This window comes from Streptomyces sp. NPDC046860 (assembly GCF_040645115.1).
Lineage (GTDB): Bacteria > Actinomycetota > Actinomycetes > Streptomycetales > Streptomycetaceae > Streptomyces.
In genome coordinates this window covers 646975-667670 of the sequence record NZ_JBEYXQ010000001.1, presented here as the reverse complement: position 1 = coordinate 667670, position 20696 = coordinate 646975, and the positions used below count along the sequence as shown (strand labels likewise).

The following is a 20696-nucleotide window of genomic DNA, read 5'->3' as shown; positions in this document are numbered from 1 at the left end:
GGGGCGAACCCGTGGCGCGCGGCCGGTAGCCGGCGGCGCTGCTGCTTGTACGGGGCCCTCGGGGCGTGACGATCAGCTATATCTCGGGAGCCTGCCACGCCGAGCCGTTCTTGGCAACCACCAGCCTGTTTTCCCCCGGGCCGCCCCCGCGCGGCGCTCTCGCGCGGGGGTCCGAGGGGGTCCGGGACGGCACTCTGCGGATCGGGATCAGCGGATGGCGAAGCCGTCGTAACCGCCGCGGGGTGTGTCCCAGATCTCGGTGACACCGTCGACGCGTCCGGGCGTGTCGACGCCCTCCAGCCAGTGGAGCAGTCCTTCACAGCCCTCGCGGGGCCCCTCGGCGACCACTTGGACCCGTCCGTCGGCCAGATTGAGAGCAAAACCACTCAGCCCGCCGATCTCCAGCGCCCGGGCACGCGTGAACCAGCGGAAACCCACTCCCTGGACCCGCCCGCGCACCCAGGCGACCAGCCGTACTTCCTCACTCATGGCTGCAACCTAACCGCCTGATGTCCCGCGAGGCACACCCTGTCCCAGTGGTATGCGGTACCGTCCCCACCCAATGACTCTCATCTAAAACTCACTCGATCGAGTGAGTTGGATCGGCCGGGGGGTATCCGCCGCAATCCGGCGTCGGCCGATCGTGAGTACGAGGAATGGGGCAGGGCATGGGACGCCATCGACGATCCGGTTCGGGAAGCACGGGACCGGAGTCGTACGAACCCAGGGGCGCGGCTTCGCACCAGCGGCCCCAGGCGCACACCGGGACCACTGCCCGCGGCTCCGACTACCTCTACGCCACCGACGACGAGCGCCGGGCCCTGGAAGCCGACTTCGCGGCGCGGATCGGCACGCCGCAGCGCGGCCACCGGCGTGCCCGGAAGGCGGCCACCCCCGTGCGCACCGGTCTGCTGGGCGTCTCCGCCGCCGTGGCCCTCGGCACGGCGGCCGTGGCCGCGGGCGCGGTGCCCGGTCTGCAGAACTACCGCATCGGCGGCACCAGCAGCGGCCCCGCCGACCGGGTGCAGGCAGTGGGCGCCCCCGGCAACGCGGCCAGCGAGCAGGGCGGTTCCTCCGGCAGCGCCGAGATCCCGAGCGCGCCCGGCTCCCCCTCGGCGGGCCGGCAGACCACCACCCCGGCCTCGCCCGCCCCCTCTGCCCCGGCGTCGGCCCCGACCTCACAGGCCCCGCAGCCGAAGCCGGCGCCGTCGAAGCCCGCCGCCGATCCCGCGCCGGACACCGAGCCCAGCGAGTCGCGGACCAAGACCCCGAAGCCCGAGCCCAAGAAGCCCGAGACCTCCGCGCCGGCCGCGGTGTCGGCCCAGGCCGTCGCCGAGGCCGAGGTGCTCAGGCTGGTCAACGTGGAGCGGGCGAAGGTCGGTTGCACCCCGGTGGCGGCGAACTCGGCGCTGGCGGACCTGGCCGCGGCCTTCAGCGGTGACATGGCGGCGCGCAGCTTCTTCGACCACACCGACCCCGACGGCGCCACCCCCTGGGACCGCGCCTCGAAGGCCGGCGTCACGGGCCTCGGCGGCGAGAACATAGCCCGCGGCCAGGCCGACGCGGCGGCGGTCATGGATGCCTGGATGAAGAGCCCCGGCCACCGCGCCAACATCCTCAACTGCGACTTCAAGACCCTGGGCGTCGGCGTCCACATGGCCCCCGGCGGCCCTTGGTGGACGCAGGACTTCGGCTACTGAACCACCCCTCCCACCCCACCCCCCACTAACCCCCAGTGAGCGCAATCTGGTGGTTAGCCCCCTGCTCGCCTACGCTGGGAGCATGAGCGGGAGTATTCAGGAGCAGGCGGTCGAGGGGTTCGACTTCGACGTGTTCGCCAGGGCCTGTCCCTCGCGCGGGACGCTGGAGCATGTCACCGGGCGCTGGGGCGGCCTGGCGCTGAGCGCGCTGTACGAGGGGTCGCTGCGGTTCAACGAGCTGCGCCGCCGGGTGGACGGGGTGAGCGAGAAGATGCTCTCCCAGACGCTCCAGGCGCTGGAGCGGGACGGCCTGGTGCACCGCGAGGCGCAGCCGGTCAACCCGCCCCGCGTGGACTACGAACTCACCGACCTCGGCCGCCGGGTCGCCGGGCGGCTGCTCGCGCTCATCCACTGCGTGGAGGGCGCCATGGGCGAGGTCCTCGCCGCCCGCGAGCGCTACGACGAGGCGCGCGGCACCCGCTGACACTTCGGGCAGAAGTAGCTGGAGCGGTTCATCCACGGGCGCCGCAGCATGGCCGTACCGCAGCGACGGCAGGGCAGGCCCTCGCGGCCGTAGGCGTCCAGCGAGCGGTCGAAGTAGCCGGACTCGCCGTTGACGTTGACGTAGAGACTGTCGAAGCTGGTCCCGCCGACGTCGAGCGCCGCGTTCATCACGTCCCGTACGTGGCCGAGGAGTTCGGCGGTGAGCGGGCGGGTGAAGGTGGCCGTGGGGCGCTCGTAGTGGAGGCGGGAGCGCCACAGCGCCTCGTCGGCGTAGATGTTGCCGACCCCGCTGATCAGCGACTGGTCGAGCAGGGCGCGCTTGATCGTGGTGCGCTTGCGGCGCAGCGCCTGGTGGAAGCCCTCGTCGTCGAAGAGCGGGTCCAGCGGGTCGCGGGCGATGTGCGCGATCACGTCGGGCAGGCCCTCGGCGGTGTTGTCGTGCAGCGAGAGCCCGCCGAAGGTGCGCTGGTCCACGAAGCGCAGTTCGGTACCGAGGTCGTCTGCGAACCGGACCCTGACCCGCAGGTGCTTCTCGTCCGGCGCCGCGTGCGGCTGCACGAGGAGCTGGCCGCTCATACCGAGGTGGGCGAGGACGGACTGCCCGGTGTCGGCGAGCGGCAGCCACAGGTACTTGCCGCGCCGGCTGGGCGTGCCGAACCGGTGCCCCTTGAGCCGGTGCGCGAAGTCGTCGGCCCCCGCCAGGTGCCGCCGCACGGCACGCGGATGCAGCACCTCGGCCTCGGCGACCACGCGCCCGCCGACCCAGCGCTCCAGTCCCCGCCGGACGACCTCGACCTCGGGCAACTCGGGCATCGACAACCCCCTGTGGGAGAACCGTGTGGAAAGTGCCGAGCGCCCGCCCCCGTCGGACGGGGGCGGGCGCTCGGTCGGTACTGCTCGGTCAGGCGGTGGCGGACGACGTCTCGCCGTCCTTGACGGCCTCGGCCTCGGCGGCCGTGGAAGCCGTCTCGGCACGCTCGTCCGCGGCGGCCTTGATGGCCCGCCAGGCGGACTCGGCTGCCTGCTGCTCCGCCTCCTTCTTGCTGCGGCCGGTGCCGGTGCCGTACGAGACGCCCCCGACGCGGGCGGCAGCAGTGAAGGTCTTCTCGTGGTCGGGGCCGGTCTCCGTGACCAGGTACTCGGGCACGCCGAGCCCCTCGATCGCGGTGAGCTCCTGGAGACTGGTCTTCCAGTCCAGGCCGGCTCCGAGGTTGGAGGACTTCTCGATCAGCGGGTCGAAGAGCCGGTGTACCAGCTCGGACGCCGCGTCGAGGCCCTGGTCGAGATAGACCGCGCCGATCACCGCTTCAAGGGTGTCGGCGAGGATGGATGCCTTGTCCCGGCCGCCCGTGCCCTCTTCACCACGGCCGAGCCGGATGAAGGAACCCAGTTCCAGGCCACGGCCGACCTCCGCCAGCGCACGCGAGTTGACCACCGCGGCCCGCAGCTTGGCCAGCTGGCCTTCGGGCAGGTCGGGGTGGATGCGGTACAGCGTGTCCGTGACGACGAGACCGAGCACGGAGTCCCCGAGGAACTCCAGCCGCTCGTTCGTCGGCAGGCCGCCGTTCTCGTACGCGTAGGAACGGTGGGTCAGCGCACGCACCAGAAGGGCGGACTCGACGTGATAGCCGAGCCGCCCTTCCAGAAGCGTGTGGGACGAGGCCATATTGTCCGCCGGTGCGCTCGCGCGTCGGCGAGTGCTGTTCACTCCGGCGTTCTCCGCCTTCTTGGCAGTGGACACAGTGCCTCTCACCAGCCCGCTCAGACTTCGAGGACCTGGCGCTTGTTGTAGGTGCCGCAAGACGGGCACGCGATGTGCTGCTGCTTGGGCTCGTGGCAGCGCTCGCACGCAACCAGGGTGGGGACCGCAGCCTTCCACTGCGACCGGCGGTGGCGCGTGTTGCTGCGCGACATCTTCCGCTTCGGAACAGCCACGGCTACTTCTCCTGCTTCTCGTCGGCACGTGCTGATCGAGGCACGTCGCCGCTCATCTCGTCCTTCTCGCCGTCCGACATGGTGTCGGCGAGTCCCTGCAATGCCGCCCATCGGATGTCGACGGCGTCATGGTGGTGGTCCGGGTCGTCCGTGAGCCGCGCTCCGCACTGGGAGCACAGACCCTGACAGTCGTCCTGGCACACCGGCTGCATCGGCAGTGCGAGCACCACCGCATCCCGCAGCAGAGGTTCGAGGTCGATCAGACCGTCCTCGAGATACTGCCTGTCCTCGTCGTCCTCGGCGTCGTCGCCCGGTTCCGCGATCACGCGGCCACGGTCGTCGGCGTCAGGGTACGAGAACATTTCCTGGAAGTCCGCTTCGAGCTCCAGCCCGACCGGCTCCAGACACCTTACGCACTCCCCCTTGGCGGATGCACGGGCGGTGCCTGTGACAAGCACCCCGTCCATGACCGACTCAAGACGGAGCTCCAGCTCCAGCGGGGTGCCTTCCGGCACTCCGACGACTCCTTCGATACCGAGGTTCGAAGGGGCGTCGACCTCGCGGGTCAGGCGCTGCATCGCACCAGGCCGCCGGCCCAGCTCGTGCGTGTCGATCACGAGAGGGTTGCGGTGGTCGAGACGTGCGTTGGAGGCCATTCCTGCTTTCGGTCTTCGAGCTAGGAGGGACGCCGCCCGACGGTGTTCCGGGCAGCGCTGATCGCGGGGATACACGCGACCGAACAGCCAGGATACTGGACCTTTCGCTCAGGGCCCAATCGGGCCCCGAGCCCGGCTACAGCCCCCGGCCCTGCTCGTACGCGCGCAGCTGCTCCGCGCTGATCATGCTGGTGTCGAAGAGGCTGGTCTCGTCCAGGGAGTAGTCCTGCTGAGCCTGCCCCTGCGGCTGCTGCTGGTTCGGATCGTACGGCGCCTGCTGGGCGTCGTAGCCGTGGAAGGCGCCGTCGGCCTGCGGGGCGTAGCCGTGCGGAGCGGCGTACGGGTCCTGCTGGTACCCGTACGCCTCCTGCGGGGCGTAGCCGGGCTGCGGGGGGTAGGCCGGCGGGTAGGCGTCGGGCTGCTGGTAGCCGTAGGTCTCCTGCGGCTCGTACGCCGGTTCCTGGGCCGCGGGGGCCAGGGGCGCCGCCGGGGCCGGGGTGCGCTGTGCCGCGGCGGGCGGGGTGTCCGCGAGGGCGGCGAGGTCGGCCAGGTAGTCGGCGTCGCTGGAGTGCTGGAAGGTCGTGGTGTCGTCGGCGAGGGCCCCGAGGTCGTCGGTGGCGATCCGGCCGTGCAGCTTCTGCCGGCCGCGGTGGACGGCCTCCAGGGTCTTGGCGAGCACCGCCTCGAAGGCGCCGAGCTTGACGTCGACGTAGGCGTCCGCGTCGTGCCGCAGGGTCTCGGGGTCCTGGCTGCGCTCGGGGGCGTCCTCGTCCTCGTAGCCGTGCTCGTCCAGGCCGGGGCCGGTGCCGAGCAGCTTCTCCCGGCCGCGGCCGACCGAGCCGAGGGTCTTGGTGAGGACGACCTCGAAGTTGGCCAGCTTGGAGTCGACGTAGTCGTCGGCCTCGGCACGGACCTGCTCGGCCTCGGCGCGGGCCTCGGCCAGGATGCGGTCGGCCTCGGCCTGCGAGTGGCGGGCGACCTCGGTCCCGGCGATCAGGCTGCCGCGTTCGGCGCGGGCGGTCTCGATGATCCGCTCGGCCTCGTGGCGGGCCTGCTGGACCATCTGATCGCGGTCCCCGATCAGCTCCTGCGCCTGTTCGAGGGAGCCGGGCAGCGCCTGGCGGACCTCTTCGAGCAGCGCGAGCAGTTCGGCCCGGTTGACCACGCAGGAGGCCGACATGGGCATGGACCGGGCACCGGAGACCGCGGAGACGATCTCGTCGAGCTTGTTCTGGACGTCCACCTGGCTCGCCCCTCCCAAAAGCTGTGTCGGAGACGGACGGGGACGACTGTACGGCCATGGCGCGACCGCCCGACACCGGGTGACGTGTTGTCACCTTCCCGCCGGGTCAGTCCTTCCGGAGCGCCGGGTCAGTCCTTCCGGAGCCGCTCGCCGAGGGCGGCGAGCACCTGCGGCGGCACCAGGTGGGACACGTCGCCGCCCCAGGCCGCGACCTCCTTGACCAGCGAGGAGGAGAGGAAGCTGTAGGTGGGGTTGGTCGGCACGAACAGCGTCTCGACCCCGGTGAGGCCGTTGTTCATCTGGGCCATCTGGAGTTCGTAGTCGAAGTCGCTCACCGCGCGCAGGCCCTTGACGATGGCGGGGATGTCGCGCTGCTTGCAGAAGTCGACGAGGAGGCCGTGGTGGGCCTCCACCCGGACGTTGGCGTACTCGGCGGTGACCTCGCGGATCAGGCCGATCCGTTCGTCGACGTCGAACAGGCCCTTCTTGGAGGTGTTGATCATCACCGCGACGAACACCTCGTCGTACAGACGGGAGGCGCGGGCGATGATGTCGAGATGTCCGTTGGTGATCGGGTCGAACGATCCGGGACAGACGGCGCGGCGCACTGGAGATCCCTCGCTCTCGGGTCCGGTCATCGTGCGTCTTCGCACGTTGAGGCGGCGCGACCGTACCAAAACGTTCCCTCGCCGTAGCGACGGGACCGGATCGGCTCGAACCCCTCCGGCCAGTGGAATTCGCCGCCTCTGGTGCTGCGCTCCACGGTGACGAGGGCTTCGGCGGTCAGCCAGCCCCCGGTACGGAGTGTGAGGAGGATCTCGCGGAGATCGTCGTCGGAGACGGCGTACGGGGGGTCGAGGAAGACCAGGTCGTACGGCTCGGCGGGCGGCGCGGTGCGGACGACTTGTTCCGCTTTGCCCGCCCTCACCTCGGCGCCGGGCAGGCCCAGTTCGCGGACGTTGTCGCGGACCGTGCGCGCCGCGCGGGCGTCGGCCTCCACGAGCAGCGCGTGGCCCGCGCCCCGGGAGAGGGCCTCCAGACCGACCGCGCCCGAACCGGCGTACAGGTCGAGGACGCGCTCGCCGTCCAGCGGGGCGCCGAGGAGGGACTGCCAGGTGGAGAAGAGGGCTTCGCGTGCGCGGTCGGAGGTGGGACGGGTGCCGGTCCCTGGCGGGACGGCCAGGCGGCGTCCGCCTGCGGTGCCGGCGATCACGCGGGTCATATGAGGGTCCTTCTTCTGCGGATGCGTTCTTTTATTTTCGCAGGTGGTGGGGGGCGTCTGCTGGTGCGTTGGCGGGTGCGGGGCCGTGGTGGCTGATCGCGCGGTTCCCCGCGCCCCTCGGGGGGAAGGACACTTCAGCCCTTTTCCAGGTACTGCTCTCTTTCCTCGTCCAGGAGGGCCTCCAACGCCGTGCGCAGGCCGGGGAGGTGCTCCAGCTCCGGGTCCGCCTCGACCACCGCCGCCGCCTCCTGCCGCGCCTCCGCGATGATCTCCTCGTCCTCGATGACCTCCAGGACGCGCAGGCTGGTGCGGGCGCCGGACTGGGCCTGGCCGAGGACGTCGCCCTCGCGGCGCTGTTCGAGGTCGATGCGGGAGAGTTCGAAGCCGTCGAGGGTGGCGGCGACCGCGCCCAGTCGCTGGCGGGCCGGGCTCGCCTCGGGCATCTCGCTGACCAGCAGGCACAGCCCGGGGGCCGAGCCGCGGCCGACGCGGCCGCGCAGCTGGTGGAGCTGGGAGACGCCGAAGCGGTCGGCGTCCATGATGACCATGGCGGTGGCGTTGGGGACGTTGACGCCGACCTCGATGACCGTGGTGGCGACCAGGACGTCCGTCTCACCGGCGGCGAAGCGGCGCATCACGGCGTCCTTGTCGTCGGGGTGCATCCTGCCGTGCAGCACCTCCACCGTGAGCCCCTGGAGCGGGCCCCGGGCGAGCTGGTCGGCGACGTCGAGCACGGCGAGCGGGGGCCGCTTGTCGCCCTCGGCGGCCTTCTTCTCGGCCGCGCTCTCGTCCTCGTCACCGATGCGGGGGCAGACGACGTACGCCTGGTGCCCGCCCTCCACCTCCTCGCGGACGCGCTCCCAGGCGCGGGTGAGGAAGTGGGGCTTGTCGGCGGCCGGGACGACATGGGTGGCGATCGGGGAGCGCCCGGCCGGGAGCTGGTCGAGGACCGAGGTCTCCAGGTCGCCGAAGACCGTCATCGCCACCGTGCGCGGGATCGGGGTGGCCGTCATGACGAGCAGGTGCGGGGGCTGCTTGCCCTTGCCGCGCAGGGCGTCGCGCTGCTCGACGCCGAAGCGGTGCTGTTCGTCCACGACGACCAGGCCGAGGTCGTGGAACTGGACCTTGTCCTCGATGAGCGCGTGGGTGCCGATGACGATCCCCGCCTCACCGGTGACGATGTCCAGCAGCGCCTGCCTGCGCGCGGCCGCCCCCATCGACCCGGTCAGCAGCACCACCTTGGTGCCGTGCTCGGAACCGCCCAGCATGCCCCCCTCGGCCAGCTCCCCCATCATCTCGGTGACGGAGCGGTGATGCTGCTGGGCGAGCACCTCGGTGGGCGCGAGCATGGCCGCCTGACCCCCCGCGTCGACCACGGCGAGCATGGCGCGCAGGGCGACCATCGTCTTCCCGCTGCCCACCTCTCCCTGGAGCAGCCGGTGCATCGGGTGCGGGGTGGCGAGGTCGGTGAAGATCTCGGCGGAGACGCGCTGCTGGCCGTCGGTGAGGGTGAAGGGGAGGCGGGCGTCGAAGGCGGTGAGGAGGCCGTCGTCCAGGGGGCGGCGGGGGACGGCGGGGAGCTGGGTGTCGGCGTGGCGCCGGCGGGCCAGCGCGACCTGGAGGACGAACGCCTCGTCCCACTTGAGGCGGGCGCGGGCGTCGGCGACGTCGGCCTTGGTGGCGGGGCGGTGGATCTTGACGAGGGCCTCGGGCAGCTCGACCAGGCCGCGGCCCTCGCGGAGCGGGCCGGGCAGCGGGTCGACGGCCTCCTGGACGCTGGGCAGCACGGTCTGGACCGCCTTGCCGATCTTCCAGGACTCCAGCTTGGCGGTGGCGGGGTAGATCGGGATGAGGGAGCCCGCCCAGTTCTCCACGGCCTCGTCGCCGTCCTCGGCGTCCTTGTCCAGCAACGCGTAAGCGGGGTGGGCGAGTTGCAGGCGGCGGTTGAAGACGGAGACCTTGCCGGAGAACATCGCGCGGGTGCCGGGCAGCAGTTCCTTGTGCGGCTTGTGCACGCCGTTGCCGAAGAAGACCAGTTGGAGGCGGCCGCTGCCGTCGGTGATGGTGACCTCCAGCCGCTGGCCCTTGCCGCGCGGGGCGCGCGAGGAGGCGAAGGTGTGCAGCCGGGCGTCGGCGACCTGGGCGACCACGGTGACGTGCTCGTCCATGGGGAGGTCGGCGAGGTGGGTGAGCTGGCCGCGCTCCTCGTATCTGCGGGGGTAGTGGTGCAGGAGGTCGCCGACGGTGTGCAGGCCGAGGTTCTCGGCCATCACCTTCGCGGTGGCGGGACCGAGCACCTTCTTCAGTGGTTCTCGCAGTGCGGGCACGAGATCCATTGCACACCACACCACCGACATCGCCGCACAGGTGCCCCGCGCGATCCGGGACACCCGCCCGGCATCCCTGGTCAGGTCCGCCCCCCGGCCCTAGGATGACGCGCTACGGCCATCCCCCGCGGTCACCGCCCCCACGGCACCGGAACCGCCCGACCCCGCGCCGCGCGAAGCTCCCCCCACCGGCGCCGTGACGATGGACTTCCACACCCCCCAGTCATCCCCGGCTTCCGAGCCGCCCCCGCCGCCCCACACCTTCCAGGTCGACCTGCGCGGCCTGGTGGACCTGCTCTCGCGGCATCTGTACTCCAGCCCCAAGGTCTATCTGCGCGAGCTGCTGCAGAACGCCGTGGACGCCGTCACCGCCCGGCGGGCCGAGGAGCCCGGCGCCCCGGACCGGGTGCGGCTGTACCCGGACGGCCGGGGCGGCCTCAGGGTGGAGGACAGCGGCATCGGGCTCACCGAGTCGGACGTGCACAGTCTGCTGGCGACCATCGGCGGCAGCTCCAAGCGGGCGGAGGGACTGGAGGAGACCCGCGCGGGCTTCCTCGGCCGGTTCGGCATCGGCCTGCTGGCCTGCTTCGTGGTCGCCGAGCGCATCCGCGTGGTCAGCCGCAGCGCCCGTACGCCCGCCGCGCCGCCGGTGGAGTGGACGGCGGCCGACGACGGTTCGTACACCGTGCGCGCCCTGCCGGACGCGGCGCGGCCGGAGCCGGGGACGACGGTGCACCTGGTGGCGCGGGCGGGTGCGGGCGAGTGGCTGACGCCGGCGCGGGTGCGCTCCCTGGCGCGGGACTTCGGCGCGCTGCTGCCGTACGACGTGCGGGTGGACGACGAGCCGGTCACGGAGGTCCCGGCGCCCTGGGACCGCGTCTGGCCGGACCCGGGCGCGCGGCGGGCGGCGCTGGAGGCGCACTGCCGGGAGCTGTTCGGCTTCACCCCGCTGGACTCGGTGACGCTGGACCTGCCGGTGGCCGGGGTGCGCGGGGTGGCGTACGTGCTGCCCGCGGCGGTGAGCCCGGCGCAGCGGGCCGCGCACCGGGTGCACCTGAAGGGCATGCTGCTCACCGAACGGGCCGAACAGCTCCTGCCGGACTGGGCGTTCTTCGTGCGCTGTGTGCTGGACACGGACTCACTGCGGCCCACGGCGTCGCGCGAGGCGCTGTACGAGGACGAGACGCTGGCCGCGGTGCGCGAGGCGCTGGGCGAGCGGGTGCGGGACTGGCTGACGGGGCTGGCGGCCGGCGCCCCGGAGCGGCTGGCGGCGTTCCTGGACGTGCACCATCTGGGGGTGCGGGCGCTGGCCCGGCACGACCGGGAGGTACTGCGGGTGATGCTGCCGTGGCTGCCGTTCGAGACCAGTGACGGGCGGCTGTCGCTGGAGGAGTTCGCGCGGCGGCACCCGGTGGTGCACTTCACGCGGAGTGTGGAGGAGTTCCGGCAGGTCGCGCCGATCGCGGCCGCGCAGGGCGTCGGGGTGGTCAACGGGGGTTACACCTACGACGCCGAGCTGGTGGAGGCGCTGCCGTCGGTGCGGCCGGGCGCGGTGGTCGCGGAGCTGGACGCGGACACGGTGACCGCGCACCTGGACGCGGTGGACCCGGCGGAGGAGCTGGCGCTGTCCGGTTTCCTCGCGGCCGCGCGGGCCAGGCTCGATCCGCTGGGCTGTGACGTGGTGCTGCGGGCGTTCCACCCGGTGACGGTGCCCGCGCTGCATCTGGACGACCGCTCGGCGCGGCACGAGCGGGCGCGGTCGGACGCGGAGGAGCGGGCGGACGAGCTGTGGGCGGGCATCCTGGGCTCGCTGCGCGGCAGCGCGCCGCGCGCGAGGCTGGTACTGAACCATCTCAACCCGCTGGTGCGGCGGCTGGGTTCGCTGAGCGACCCGGAGCTGACCGGCACGGCGGCCGAGGCGCTGTACGGGCAGGCGCTGCTGCTGGCCCGGCGGTCGCTGCGGCCGGCCGACTCGGCGCTGGTGCACCGGGCGTTCGCGGGGCTGCTTCAGTGGGCGACGTTCGGGGAGGGCGGGGCGCGATGAGACGGATCACGGACTTCGAGGCGCTGCGGGAGGCGCTGGCGGAGAACGCCGAGCTGCCGGAGGGCGCGGCGCGCAACGCGCGTGCGGAGGAACTCCTGGCGGAGGCCGAGAAGCTGGACATCCCGCTCGCGGTGATCGAGGCGCTCGGCCATCAGGTGCGGGTGTACACGTACAGCTCGGAGAGGGACCGGGCGTTCGTGCCGTTCGCGCGGCTGCTGCGGATGTGGGACGAGCGGCCGGAGGACTTCGACGCCGAGGAGGCGCACGCGCTGCACTGGGCGTTCAAGTGGATGACGGCGGGCATGCTGGGCCGGCCGCACGTGCCGCTCGCGTCGGTGGAGACGTGGCTCGGCGAGATGGAACGCCGCTACCGGGTCGCGGGGTATTCCGAACGGGCTGTGCGGGGTGCCGAGTTCGCCGTCGCCTCGCATGTCGGGGACCGGGCGCGGGCCGGGCGGGCGTACGCGGCGTGGCTGGCCGCCGACCGGGACGACATGGCCGACTGCCACGCCTGTGAGCTGGCGGCGCAGGGCGGCTGGCAGGTGGAGTCGGGCCGGGACGCGGAAGCGCTGGAGCTGTGGCGGCCGGTGCTGGAGGGCGAGTTCGCGTGTGCGCACGAGCCGCACGGGGTGCTGGCCCGGTCGCTGGTGCCGCTGCTGCGGCTGGGCCGGGTGGAGGAGGCGCGCGCCCATCATCTGCGGGGCGTCCGGCTGGTGCGGCCGATGGAGAGCATGCGGAGCGCGCACGCGGCGCACGTGGAGTTCTGCGCGCTGACCGGGAACGAGGCGCGTGCTCTGGAGCTGCTCGCGGAGCGGCCCGCCTGTTTCACGGACACCGGGGACCCGCGCGGTCTGCTGGAGTTCCTGGCCGTGGTGGTGCTGCTGATGGACCGGCTCACCTCGCTGGGCCAGGGTGCCCGGCAGGTGCCGGGTCCGGCCGGGCGGGCGTGGACGGCGCGGGAGCTGGCCGGGTACGCGCGTACGGAGGCGCTGGAGCTGGCCGCGCTGTTCGACGAGCGCAACGGCACCTCGCACATCGGTGATCTGACCCGCGCGACGATGGCGGCCCGGCCGTCGGCCGAGCGTCTGCCGCTGGGCGTGAGGACGGCTCCCGTCCCGGCGGCGCCCGTGGCGGAGGAGGACCCGGCGGAGCGGCCGGAGGTGTCCGAGCTGCTGGCGCGGGCCCGGCGGCTCTCGAAGACGCTGCGGCCGGACGCCCCGCAGGCGTGGGCGGCCCTCGCGCGGGCGGCGGACGGCGCCGAACTCGACGCACGCGCGCGTGCCGAGCTGGCCGACAACGAGGCGATGTCCCTCGGCGCGGACGGCGTCCAGGTCTTCGAGCGGGCCGCCGCCCTTTACGCGGAGGCGGGCGATGCGGCCGAGGCGCTGGCGGCACGCGCGCGCGGTGCGTACGTACACGCCTTGGCCGGCGGGACCCGGGAGGCGCGGAAGACGGTCGACGGCCTGTACGACGAGGCGCTCGCGCTGTACGCGGAGGGGGCGAGCGGTCCCGGGCAGACGGCGGCGGTGCTGATCAGCCGGGCCCGTGTGCTGATGCGGTGCGCGCACGAGGGCTCCCCGGCCGGGGAGGCGGAGCGGGCCGCGCGTGAGGTGCTGGCGTTCGTCGGCGGCCGTACCGGGGACGACGTGCGGCTGGTGGCGCGCGGGGCCGAGGCGCGGGCCATGCTGGCGGAGCTGGCCGAGCTGGGCGGGGACCCGGCCCGCGCGGCCGGCCTGTTCCGGCGGGCCGCCGCGGAGTACACGGGGGCGGGGCTGCCCTGGTTCGCCGTGGAGTACGAGGCGCGTGCGGGGGCGCTGGCCCAGCAGCTCGGGGAGCCGGCCGAGGCCGAGCGGGCGCTCCTGGCCGCGCTGGAGCTCGGCGGGGCGTATCTGGAGCCGACCGGGCGGGCCCAGCTGCACCTCCAGCTCGCCGAGCTGATCGGTGCGCGGGACGGCACCGAGGAGGCGGCCGGGCACGCGCTGCTGGCCGCGCGCTGGGCGGACGAGGCGGGCGAGAGCGGCACCTTCGGCGCCTGGGCCCGGCATCTGCTGGGCGGGCTGCTGCTGCGCCAGGGGCGCTGGACGGAGGCCGCCGAGGTGCTGGAGTCGGCGCTGTCCGAGCTGTCGGCGGAGATCCACGGGGACGGCGCGCTGGTGCAGACCCGCTGGTGGCTCGGGGACTGTCTGAGCGAGCTGGGCGAGCACCGTCAGGCGGCCGAGCACCGGCTGCTGGCGGCGGGCATCGCCGAGCACTGGCCGGAGCAGCAGGACCACGCGACGCTGGCGCACCTGGCCGGTGAGTCCCTGGGCGAGGCGGATCTCCCGGCGGAGGCGGACCGCGCCTATGTCCGGGCGGGCGAGCTGTGGGAGGCGCTGGGCAACCCGTACTTCACCGTACGGGCGCTGCGGGCGCGGGCGTGGCTGGCGCCCCGGCTGGAGGCGGGGGTGCCGGGGGCGCGGGCGCTGATGGAGCGGGCGGTGCGGGTGTGCGAGGAGGCGCTCGCGGAGGCGGAGGACCCGCTGGAGCGGGCCCGGCTCACCACCGAGCTGGCGCACACCCACCGCCAGTCCGGCGAGTTCCTGGCCACGGTCGTGGAGGGAGCGGGCGAGGAGGCGGTGGCGGAGCTGGAGCGGTCGGCGGCGCTGTACGCCACGCTCGGCGCGGACGGTCTGCACGGCCGGACGGGTGCCGAGCTGGCCGCGGCGGCGCTGGAGGGCGGCCTCGGCAGGACGGCCGGGGCGAGGGCACGCGCGCGTGCGGTGCTCGCCGTCTACGAGGGCGCCGACGAGGCGGACGACACCGTCCGTCTGCGGCGGGAGACGGCGGCCCGTCTGCTGGACGGGGAGTGAACCCGGCGGCCCGCCCCGCCCGCCCGGCCCGCTGGGCTCACTCGACGCCGATGAGCAGCAGCGATCCCTGGCGGCCGCCCCGGTAGACCACGGTGTCGACGGCGAGGTAGGACTCGCGGACGCGGGCTTCGAGGCGGTCGGCGACCGTCTCGGGGGCGTCGTCGCCGACGACGAGGGTGACCAGTTCGCCGCCGGCCTGGAGCATGCGGTCGAGCACGGTCTCGGCGGTGCCGGTGAGGTCGGGGCCGATCACGGCCACGTCGCCGTCGATGAGCCCCAGCACGTCCCCGGCCTGGCAGATCCCGGCCGTCGTCCAGGACTGGCGTTCGGCGACGAGGACCTCGGCGTACCGGGTGGCGCCCGCGGCGGAGGTCATCTGGACGACGTCCTCGTCGAAGCGGCGCTCCGGCTCGTGGACGGCGAGCGCGGCGATGCCCTGGACGGCCGAGCGGGTCGGGATCAGGGCGACCCGGACGCCTTCGGCGCGGGCCTGCTCGGCGGCGGCGGCCGCCGTGTGGCGCAGTTCGGCGTCGTTGGGCAGCAGGACGACCTCGCGCGCGTGCGCGCGCCGCAGGGCCTGGGCCAGTTCGCCGCTGGCGGGCGGTTCTCCGGGGCGGGCGAGGACGGTGGTGGCGCCCGCCTCGGCGTACAGCCCGGCCAGTCCCTCGCCGGGCACCACGGCGACGACGGCCCGCTGCGCCCGTTCCCTCGGCGGCCGCCGCCCTCCGGTGTGGACGTCGTCGGCGGCGAAGTGGGTGATCCTGATCCGGTACGGGCGCCCGGCCTCGACGCCCGCCTCCACGGCGGCGCCCGCGTCGTCGACGTGCACGTGGACGTTCCACAGCCCGTCGCCGCCGACCACGACCAGGGAGTCCCCGAGGGCGTCGAGCCGTTCGCGGAGCCGGGTCACGGCCGCGTCGCCGGCCTCCAGGAGGTAGATCACCTCGTAGGCGGGGCCGTCCTCCCCGGTGTGCTCCCCGTTGTGTTCCGGGGTGCGCTCCGGGGTGCGCTCCGGGTCGTCGGCGCAGGCGAGGGGCGTGGCCGGCGCGGTGCGGGCCTCCTCCGGGACCGCGTCCCCGGTGAGCGCCTCCACCAGGGCCGCGAGCACGGTGACCAGGCCGCGTCCGCCCGCGTCCACGACCCCGGCGCGGCCGAGCACGGCCAGTTGCCCCGGGGTGGCGGCCAGCGCGGCGCGAGCGCCCTCGTAGGCGGCCAGCGCGACCGTCCCGCAGTCGCCCTCGGCCGCGTCGGCGGCGTCGGCGGCGGCCGAGGCGACGGTGAGGACGGTGCCCTCGACCGGGTGGGCGACCGCCTCGCGGGCGGCGTCGGCGGCCCTGCGCAGGGCCAGGCGCAGTCCGGCGCCGTCGGTGTGAGGGGCGTCACCCGCACCGGGGGCGGTGAGTGCCTGGGCCATGCCGCGCAGCAGTTGGGCGAGGATCGTGCCGGAGTTGCCCCGGGCGCCGATCAGGGCGCCGTGGGCCATCGCGCCCAGGACGTCCGCGAGACAGGGGCCGCCGCCGGGCGGCTCGTGGCCGGTGAAGACCGCCTCGACGGCCGTGGCGGCCGATTCCACGGTCAGGTAGAGGTTGGTGCCGGTGTCCCCGTCGGCGACGGGGTAGACGTTGATCGCGTCGATCTCCTCGCGGGCGCTCCCCAGCGCCCGCAGCGCCAGACCGCACCAGGTGCGCACCGCGAGAGCATCGAGGAATGTCTGCGGCACCTGCGCCACCTGCGCCTCCCTGTGGCTGGACGTGGGACGCAGCGTAGACCGTGGGGCGGGCTCCGCCGCAGGAGGGCCGGGCACGGGGTACCGGGGCGCCATGGTAGTTTCGTTGTACGGAAGCAGTCGTTGTATGCTGCTCCGGTTGCCCGATCCCGGTCGGGCCATTCCCCCTGGCAGCGCCACCGAAAGATCTCAGGTCTCCTGATCTCGATCCCGGCATGCCGGGATCAACCGTAAGTGCATCTGAAGTCTTTGGAGTGACCCGTGGCTGCCAACTGCGACGTCTGCGGCAAGGGGCCGGGCTTCGGCAACAACATCTCGCACTCGCACCGCCGTACGTCCCGTCGCTGGAACCCGAACATCCAGCGCGTCCGTACCGTGGTCGGCGGGACGCCGAAGCGCGTGAACGCTTGCACCTCGTGCATCAAGGCCGGCAAGGTCTCGCGCTGACGCACAGCTAAGCGCGCGGCCACTGTCGGTTGCTGCGTCGAGCCGGTCCACCCTCGGGTGGGCCGGCTCTTCGCGTTGCCTAGAAACGCCAGCCGTGGTCGACGGGGCCGATCCCGGCGCCCAGGGCGAACCCGTGGGCGATGGCCCCGGTGACGTACTCCTTGGCCGCCGTGACCGCTTCGGGGACGGTCAGTCCCTTCGCCAGCCCTGAGGCGACGGCGGAGGCGAGCGTGCAACCGGTGCCGTGGGTGTGCCGGTTGTCGTGGCGCGGTGCGCGCAGCCGGAACTCCCGGTCGCCGTCGGTGAGCAGGTCGACGGCCTCGCCGGTGAGATGCCCGCCCTTGATCAGCACCCACCGGGGTCCGTAGGCCAGTACGGCTTCCGCCGCAGGGCGCAGATCGGCCTCCGAAGTGACCTCGAATCCTGTGAGTTGGGCCACTTCGTCCAGGTTCGGGGTGGCCACGGTCGCCACCGGGAGGAGCCGGGTGCGCACCGAGTCCAGGGCGGAGGCGGCCAGCAGCGGGTCGCCGTGCTTGGAGACCCCGACCGGGTCCACCACGACGGGCGCGTCCGTGCCGGAGATCAACTCGGCGACCGCCTCGACCAGTTCCGCCGAGGCCAGCATGCCGGTCTTCACGGCCTGTACGCCGATGTCGTCCACCACGCTGCGGTACTGCGCCCGCACGGCCTCCACGGGCAGTTCCCAGGCACCCTGGACGCCCAGGGAGTTCTGGGCGGTCACGGCGGTGATCACGCTCATCCCGTGCACGCCGAGCGCCAGCATCGTCTTCAGGTCCGCCTGGATGCCCGCTCCGCCGCCGGAGTCCGAGCCGGCCACCGTGAGGACGCGCGGCGGCGCCTGCCCCGCGGGCCTCACTCCGGGTCCCCGAAGTGGTCCCAGCCGCCCGTGGCGGTCCAGGGGGCGCCGTCCACGGTCACCTGGGGCAGCGCCGAGGGGTTGAGCACCTCGCCGATGACCTTCCAGCGGGCCGGGAGCTTGGTGTCGGGCGGGAAGGTGGCCACGATCGCGTGGTCCTCTCCCCCGGTGAGCACCCACTGGAGCGGGTCCACGCCGACCGCCTGGCCGATGTCGTTCATCTGGGTGGGGATGTCGATCGCGCCGGAGCGGATGTCGATCCGGACCTTGCTGGCCTCCGCGATGTGACCGAGGTCGGCGATCAGCCCGTCGCTCACGTCGCACATGGCGGTGGCGCCGAGCGCGGCGGCGGCCGGGCCCGCGTGGTACGGCGGCTCGGGGCGGCGGTGGGCCTCCACGAAGGCGCGCGGGGAGCGGAAGCCGCGGGAGAGGACCGCGAAACCGGCCGCGGACCAGCCCAGCCAGCCCGTGACGGCCACCAGGTCGCCGGGCTGGGCGCCCCCGCGGGTCACCGGCTCCTGGTTGCGCAGATCGCCGAGCGCGGTGATCGACACCATGATCGTGTCGCCGCGTACGACGTCGCCGCCGACCACGGAGGCGCCCGCGACCTGGCACTCGTCGCGCAGGCCGTCCATCAGCTCGGTCGGCCAGGTGACCGGGAGTTCGGCCGGGACGACCAGGCCGAGCAGCAGCGCGGTGGGCACGGCGCCCATCGCGGCGATGTCGGCGAGGTTCTGGGCCGCCGCCTTGCGGCCCACGTCGTACGCCGTGGACCAGTCGCGGCGGAAGTGCCGGCCCTCCAGCAGGATGTCGGTGCTCGCCACCACCCGGCGGTCCGGGGCGGCGACCACGGCGGCGTCGTCACCGGGGCCGATCCGGACCGCCGGGGTGGTGGTGAGACGGGAGGTCAGCTCCCGGATGAGCCCGAACTCACCAAGCTCACCCACTGTGCCCTTCATGGCCTCAAGCCCCTTCTGTGCCTGTCCCGTGCCCGGTCGCGCGTCATCAGTGTCCCCGATACGGTCGAGGTGGCCGTCAACTTCCGTCGTGCCCGCACCCCGGCGCGCGTGCCCCGTCTCCCCAGGGTCTCCCCCTGGGGAGCGGCGACGCGATACCGTGGCGTTCCTCTTCCCCACATGATCCTCGTGGCCGCCCTGGAGGTTCCGTGGTACAGGCGTACATCCTGATCCAGACCGAGGTCGGCAAGGCGTCGACCGTCGCCGAGACGATCGGCCGCATCCCTGGTGTGATCCAGGCCGAGGACGTGACGGGGCCCTATGACGTCATCGTCCGCGCCCAGGCCGACACCGTCGACGAACTGGGTCGCATGGTGGTCGCCAAGGTCCAGCAGGTGGACGGCATCACACGCACCCTGACCTGCCCGGTCGTGCATCTGTAGCCCCCGTCTACGCTTGGCCGGTGAACTTCTTCCGTCACCGGCCCCTCGGCCTGCTCGCACCCGCGCTGCTGATCGCGGTCGCGGGCTGTTCCACGGCGGACGACGGCACCTCCGTCGCGGCTCCCCGCCCCGACGCGCGGACCGCCCCTCTGTGCCGGAGTCTGGACGAGGCGCTGCCCGAGAAGGTGGACGGCCTGCGCCGTGACGATCCCCGGCCCGCCTCCCGCTACACGGCGGGCTGGTCGGGCCCGGCGATCATACTGCGCTGCGGGGTGGTCCGGCCGCCGAAGATGATCGACCCCGACGTGGCCCAGGGCCACGACCCGGACGCGCTCGCCGGCGGGGTGGACGGCGTGGACTGGCTGATGGAGAAGCGGGACGACGGCTCCCTGCTCTTCACCACCTCCGGCCGCCGCGCCTACGTCCAGGTGACGCTGCCCGCGGAACTCTCCGGCCCCGACGACTCGACGGCCGTACTGGTCGGACTGGCCCCGGCCGTGAAGAAGGCGATCCCCGAGGGGATCGCCTCCATGCGGTGATGACGTGTTGAGGCCCTAGCGCAGACCGGTCGGGCGGCGCAGCGCCGCCTGGATCAGGCGGTCCACCAGCTCCGCGTAGCCGACGCCGGACGCCTCCCACATCTTGGGGTACATCGAGATGGGGGTGAAGCCGGGCAGGGTGTTGATCTCGTTGATGACGAACTCGCCGTCGTCGGTGAGGAAGAAGTCGGCGCGGACCAGGCCCTCGCAGGAGGCCGCCTCGAACGCCTCGACCGCGAGCCGCTGGATCTCGGCGGTCTGCTCGCCGGTGAGCGGCGCCGGGACGACACCGGGGGTGGAGTCGATGTACTTGGCGTCGAAGTCGTAGTACGCGTGGGCGCTGGGCGGCGGGATCTCCGCCGGGACCGAGGCGCGCGGGCCGTCCTCGAACTCCAGGACGCCGCACTCGATCTCGCGGCCGGACAGCGCGGCCTCCACGATGATCTTCGGGTCGTGGCTCTGGGCCTCGGCGATGGCCTCGTCCAGCCCGGCCAGGTCGTCGACCTTGGTGATGCCGATGGAGGAGCCGGCGCGCGCGGGCTTCACGAACAGCGGCCAGCCGTGCTCGGCGGCGAAGTCCACGATCCGCTTGCGGGCGGCGGACTCGTCCTGCTGCCACTCGCGGGGGCGGATCACCACGTACGGGCCGACCTTGAGCCCGAAGGAGGTGAACACCCGCTTCATGTAGTCCTTGTCCTGGCCGACGGCCGAGGCGAGCACGCCCGAGCCGACGTAGGGAACACCGGACAGTTCCAGCAGACCCTGAAGGGTGCCGTCCTCGCCGAAGGGGCCGTGCAGCACCGGGAAGACCACGTCGACCTCACCGAGCGCCTTGGGCACCGCGCCGGGCTCGCTGTAGACGACCTCGCGGTTGGCGGGGTCGACGGGGAGCACCACGCCGCCCTCGGTGGACTCCGCGACGTCCAGCACCTCCGGGGTGCGGCGGTCGGCGATGGCCATCCGCGCCGGCTCGTCGGCCGTCAGCACCCAGCGGCCGTCACGGGTGATGCCGATCGGCAGGACGTCGTACTTGGTCCGGTCGATGGCGCCCAGGACGGCACCCGCGGTGACCGTGGAGATCCCGTGTTCGGAGGAGCGGCCGCCGAACACGACGGCGACCCGCGGCTTGCGGGGCTGCGCTGCAGGGCTCTGGGGGAGGTTCTCGGTGCTCATATCGCGTTGAGAGTACCCGTTGGTAGGGCCCGGAGACAGCGTCGACCCGGCGCTT

The 20696-nt window shown here is 73.3% G+C and carries 20 protein-coding genes; 7 read left to right on the top strand and 13 right to left on the bottom strand.

Going from position 1 to position 20696, the window contains the following annotated elements; translation table 11 throughout:
- Positions 1–207 precede the first annotated feature (207 nt).
- Positions 208–489: an acylphosphatase gene (locus ABZ898_RS02965; protein WP_361652069.1), complete on the bottom strand. Its 282-nt coding sequence runs from the start codon at positions 487–489 to the stop codon at positions 208–210.
- A 179-nt stretch (positions 490–668) separates the two neighbouring features.
- On the opposite strand from ABZ898_RS02965, the gene ABZ898_RS02960 reads away from it, so the two are divergent.
- Both ABZ898_RS02960 and ABZ898_RS02955 read left to right on the top strand, forming a co-directional pair.
- The gene (locus ABZ898_RS02960; RefSeq protein WP_361652067.1) at positions 669–1700 is read left to right on the top strand and encodes a CAP domain-containing protein; all 1032 of its coding nucleotides are present in this window, start codon (positions 669–671) and stop codon (positions 1698–1700) included.
- Positions 1701–1782: 82 nt separating this feature from the next.
- A complete protein-coding gene (locus ABZ898_RS02955) occupies positions 1783–2184 on the top strand; it encodes a helix-turn-helix domain-containing protein (protein WP_361652065.1) in 402 nt (133 codons plus the stop codon).
- On the opposite strand, the gene mutM is transcribed toward ABZ898_RS02955, so the two are convergent.
- The 8 genes from mutM to recG all read right to left on the bottom strand — a co-directional run bounded on the left by mutM (position 2157) and on the right by recG (position 9596).
- Positions 2157–3017, bottom strand: coding sequence for a bifunctional DNA-formamidopyrimidine glycosylase/DNA-(apurinic or apyrimidinic site) lyase (mutM, locus tag ABZ898_RS02950; RefSeq protein WP_361652063.1), 861 nt, complete (start codon positions 3015–3017; stop codon positions 2157–2159). The genes ABZ898_RS02955 and mutM overlap by 28 nt on opposite strands.
- Before the next feature lie 88 nt (positions 3018–3105).
- Positions 3106–3957 carry a ribonuclease III gene (gene rnc / locus ABZ898_RS02945; protein ID WP_361652061.1) on the bottom strand — a complete coding sequence of 284 codons (852 nt, stop codon included), beginning with the start codon at positions 3955–3957 and terminating at the stop codon, positions 3106–3108.
- Between the two features lie 8 nt (positions 3958–3965).
- The gene (gene rpmF / locus ABZ898_RS02940) at positions 3966–4139 is read right to left on the bottom strand and encodes a 50S ribosomal protein L32 (RefSeq protein WP_003951102.1); all 174 of its coding nucleotides are present in this window, start codon (positions 4137–4139) and stop codon (positions 3966–3968) included.
- 2 nt (positions 4140–4141) lie between these two features.
- A complete protein-coding gene (locus ABZ898_RS02935; protein WP_361652059.1) occupies positions 4142–4795 on the bottom strand; it encodes a DUF177 domain-containing protein in 654 nt (217 codons plus the stop codon).
- 136 nt (positions 4796–4931) lie between these two features.
- On the bottom strand, positions 4932–6038 hold the full coding sequence (locus ABZ898_RS02930) for an ATP synthase F0 subunit B (RefSeq protein ID WP_361652057.1): 1107 nt from the start codon (positions 6036–6038) through the stop codon (positions 4932–4934).
- 128 nt (positions 6039–6166) lie between these two features.
- Positions 6167–6646 (bottom strand): pantetheine-phosphate adenylyltransferase, encoded by a 480-nt coding sequence (coaD, locus tag ABZ898_RS02925; RefSeq protein ID WP_361652055.1) that lies wholly within the window; start codon positions 6644–6646, stop codon positions 6167–6169.
- Between the two features lie 26 nt (positions 6647–6672).
- Complete coding sequence (gene rsmD, locus ABZ898_RS02920) at positions 6673–7398, bottom strand: 16S rRNA (guanine(966)-N(2))-methyltransferase RsmD (RefSeq protein ID WP_361652284.1); 726 nt, start codon at positions 7396–7398, stop codon at positions 6673–6675.
- Positions 7395–9596: an ATP-dependent DNA helicase RecG gene (recG, locus tag ABZ898_RS02915; RefSeq protein WP_361652053.1), complete on the bottom strand. Its 2202-nt coding sequence runs from the start codon at positions 9594–9596 to the stop codon at positions 7395–7397. The genes rsmD and recG overlap by 4 nt, the downstream gene beginning before the upstream one ends.
- Positions 9597–9789: 193 nt before the next feature.
- On the opposite strand from recG, the gene ABZ898_RS02910 reads away from it, so the two are divergent.
- Entirely contained in the window at positions 9790–11631 is a 1842-nt protein-coding gene (locus ABZ898_RS02910; RefSeq protein WP_361652051.1) for an HSP90 family protein, read from the top strand.
- Complete coding sequence (locus ABZ898_RS02905; RefSeq protein WP_361652049.1) at positions 11628–14480, top strand: tetratricopeptide repeat protein; 2853 nt, start codon at positions 11628–11630, stop codon at positions 14478–14480. Before ABZ898_RS02910 ends, ABZ898_RS02905 begins: the two co-directional genes overlap by 4 nt.
- A gap of 37 nt (positions 14481–14517) precedes the next feature.
- Here ABZ898_RS02905 and ABZ898_RS02900 read toward each other — a convergent pair whose 3' ends face one another.
- On the bottom strand, positions 14518–16209 hold the full coding sequence (locus ABZ898_RS02900) for a DAK2 domain-containing protein (RefSeq protein WP_361652047.1): 1692 nt from the start codon (positions 16207–16209) through the stop codon (positions 14518–14520).
- Between the two features lie 258 nt (positions 16210–16467).
- Here ABZ898_RS02900 and rpmB point away from each other — a divergent pair, with 258 nt between their 5' ends.
- Positions 16468–16653 carry a 50S ribosomal protein L28 gene (rpmB, locus tag ABZ898_RS02895; RefSeq protein WP_003993230.1) on the top strand — a complete coding sequence of 62 codons (186 nt, stop codon included), beginning with the start codon at positions 16468–16470 and terminating at the stop codon, positions 16651–16653.
- Positions 16654–16732: 79 nt separating this feature from the next.
- Here the strand turns inward: rpmB and thiD are convergent, their stop codons facing one another.
- Together thiD and ABZ898_RS02885 are read right to left on the bottom strand one after the other, a co-directional pair.
- A complete protein-coding gene (thiD, locus tag ABZ898_RS02890; RefSeq protein ID WP_361652045.1) occupies positions 16733–17530 on the bottom strand; it encodes a bifunctional hydroxymethylpyrimidine kinase/phosphomethylpyrimidine kinase in 798 nt (265 codons plus the stop codon).
- Positions 17527–18489, bottom strand: coding sequence for a thiamine-phosphate kinase (locus tag ABZ898_RS02885; RefSeq protein WP_361652043.1), 963 nt, complete (start codon positions 18487–18489; stop codon positions 17527–17529). Before ABZ898_RS02885 ends, thiD begins: the two co-directional genes overlap by 4 nt.
- Before the next feature lie 206 nt (positions 18490–18695).
- On the opposite strand from ABZ898_RS02885, the gene ABZ898_RS02880 reads away from it, so the two are divergent.
- Positions 18696–18929: an Lrp/AsnC ligand binding domain-containing protein gene (locus tag ABZ898_RS02880; RefSeq protein ID WP_361652041.1), complete on the top strand. Its 234-nt coding sequence runs from the start codon at positions 18696–18698 to the stop codon at positions 18927–18929.
- 20 nt (positions 18930–18949) lie between these two features.
- On the top strand, positions 18950–19468 hold the full coding sequence (locus tag ABZ898_RS02875; RefSeq protein ID WP_361652039.1) for a DUF3515 domain-containing protein: 519 nt from the start codon (positions 18950–18952) through the stop codon (positions 19466–19468).
- A 15-nt stretch (positions 19469–19483) separates the two neighbouring features.
- On the opposite strand, the gene ABZ898_RS02870 is transcribed toward ABZ898_RS02875, so the two are convergent.
- Positions 19484–20641 (bottom strand): D-alanine--D-alanine ligase family protein, encoded by a 1158-nt coding sequence (locus tag ABZ898_RS02870; RefSeq protein WP_361652037.1) that lies wholly within the window; start codon positions 20639–20641, stop codon positions 19484–19486.
- Positions 20642–20696: the final 55 nt, after the last annotated feature.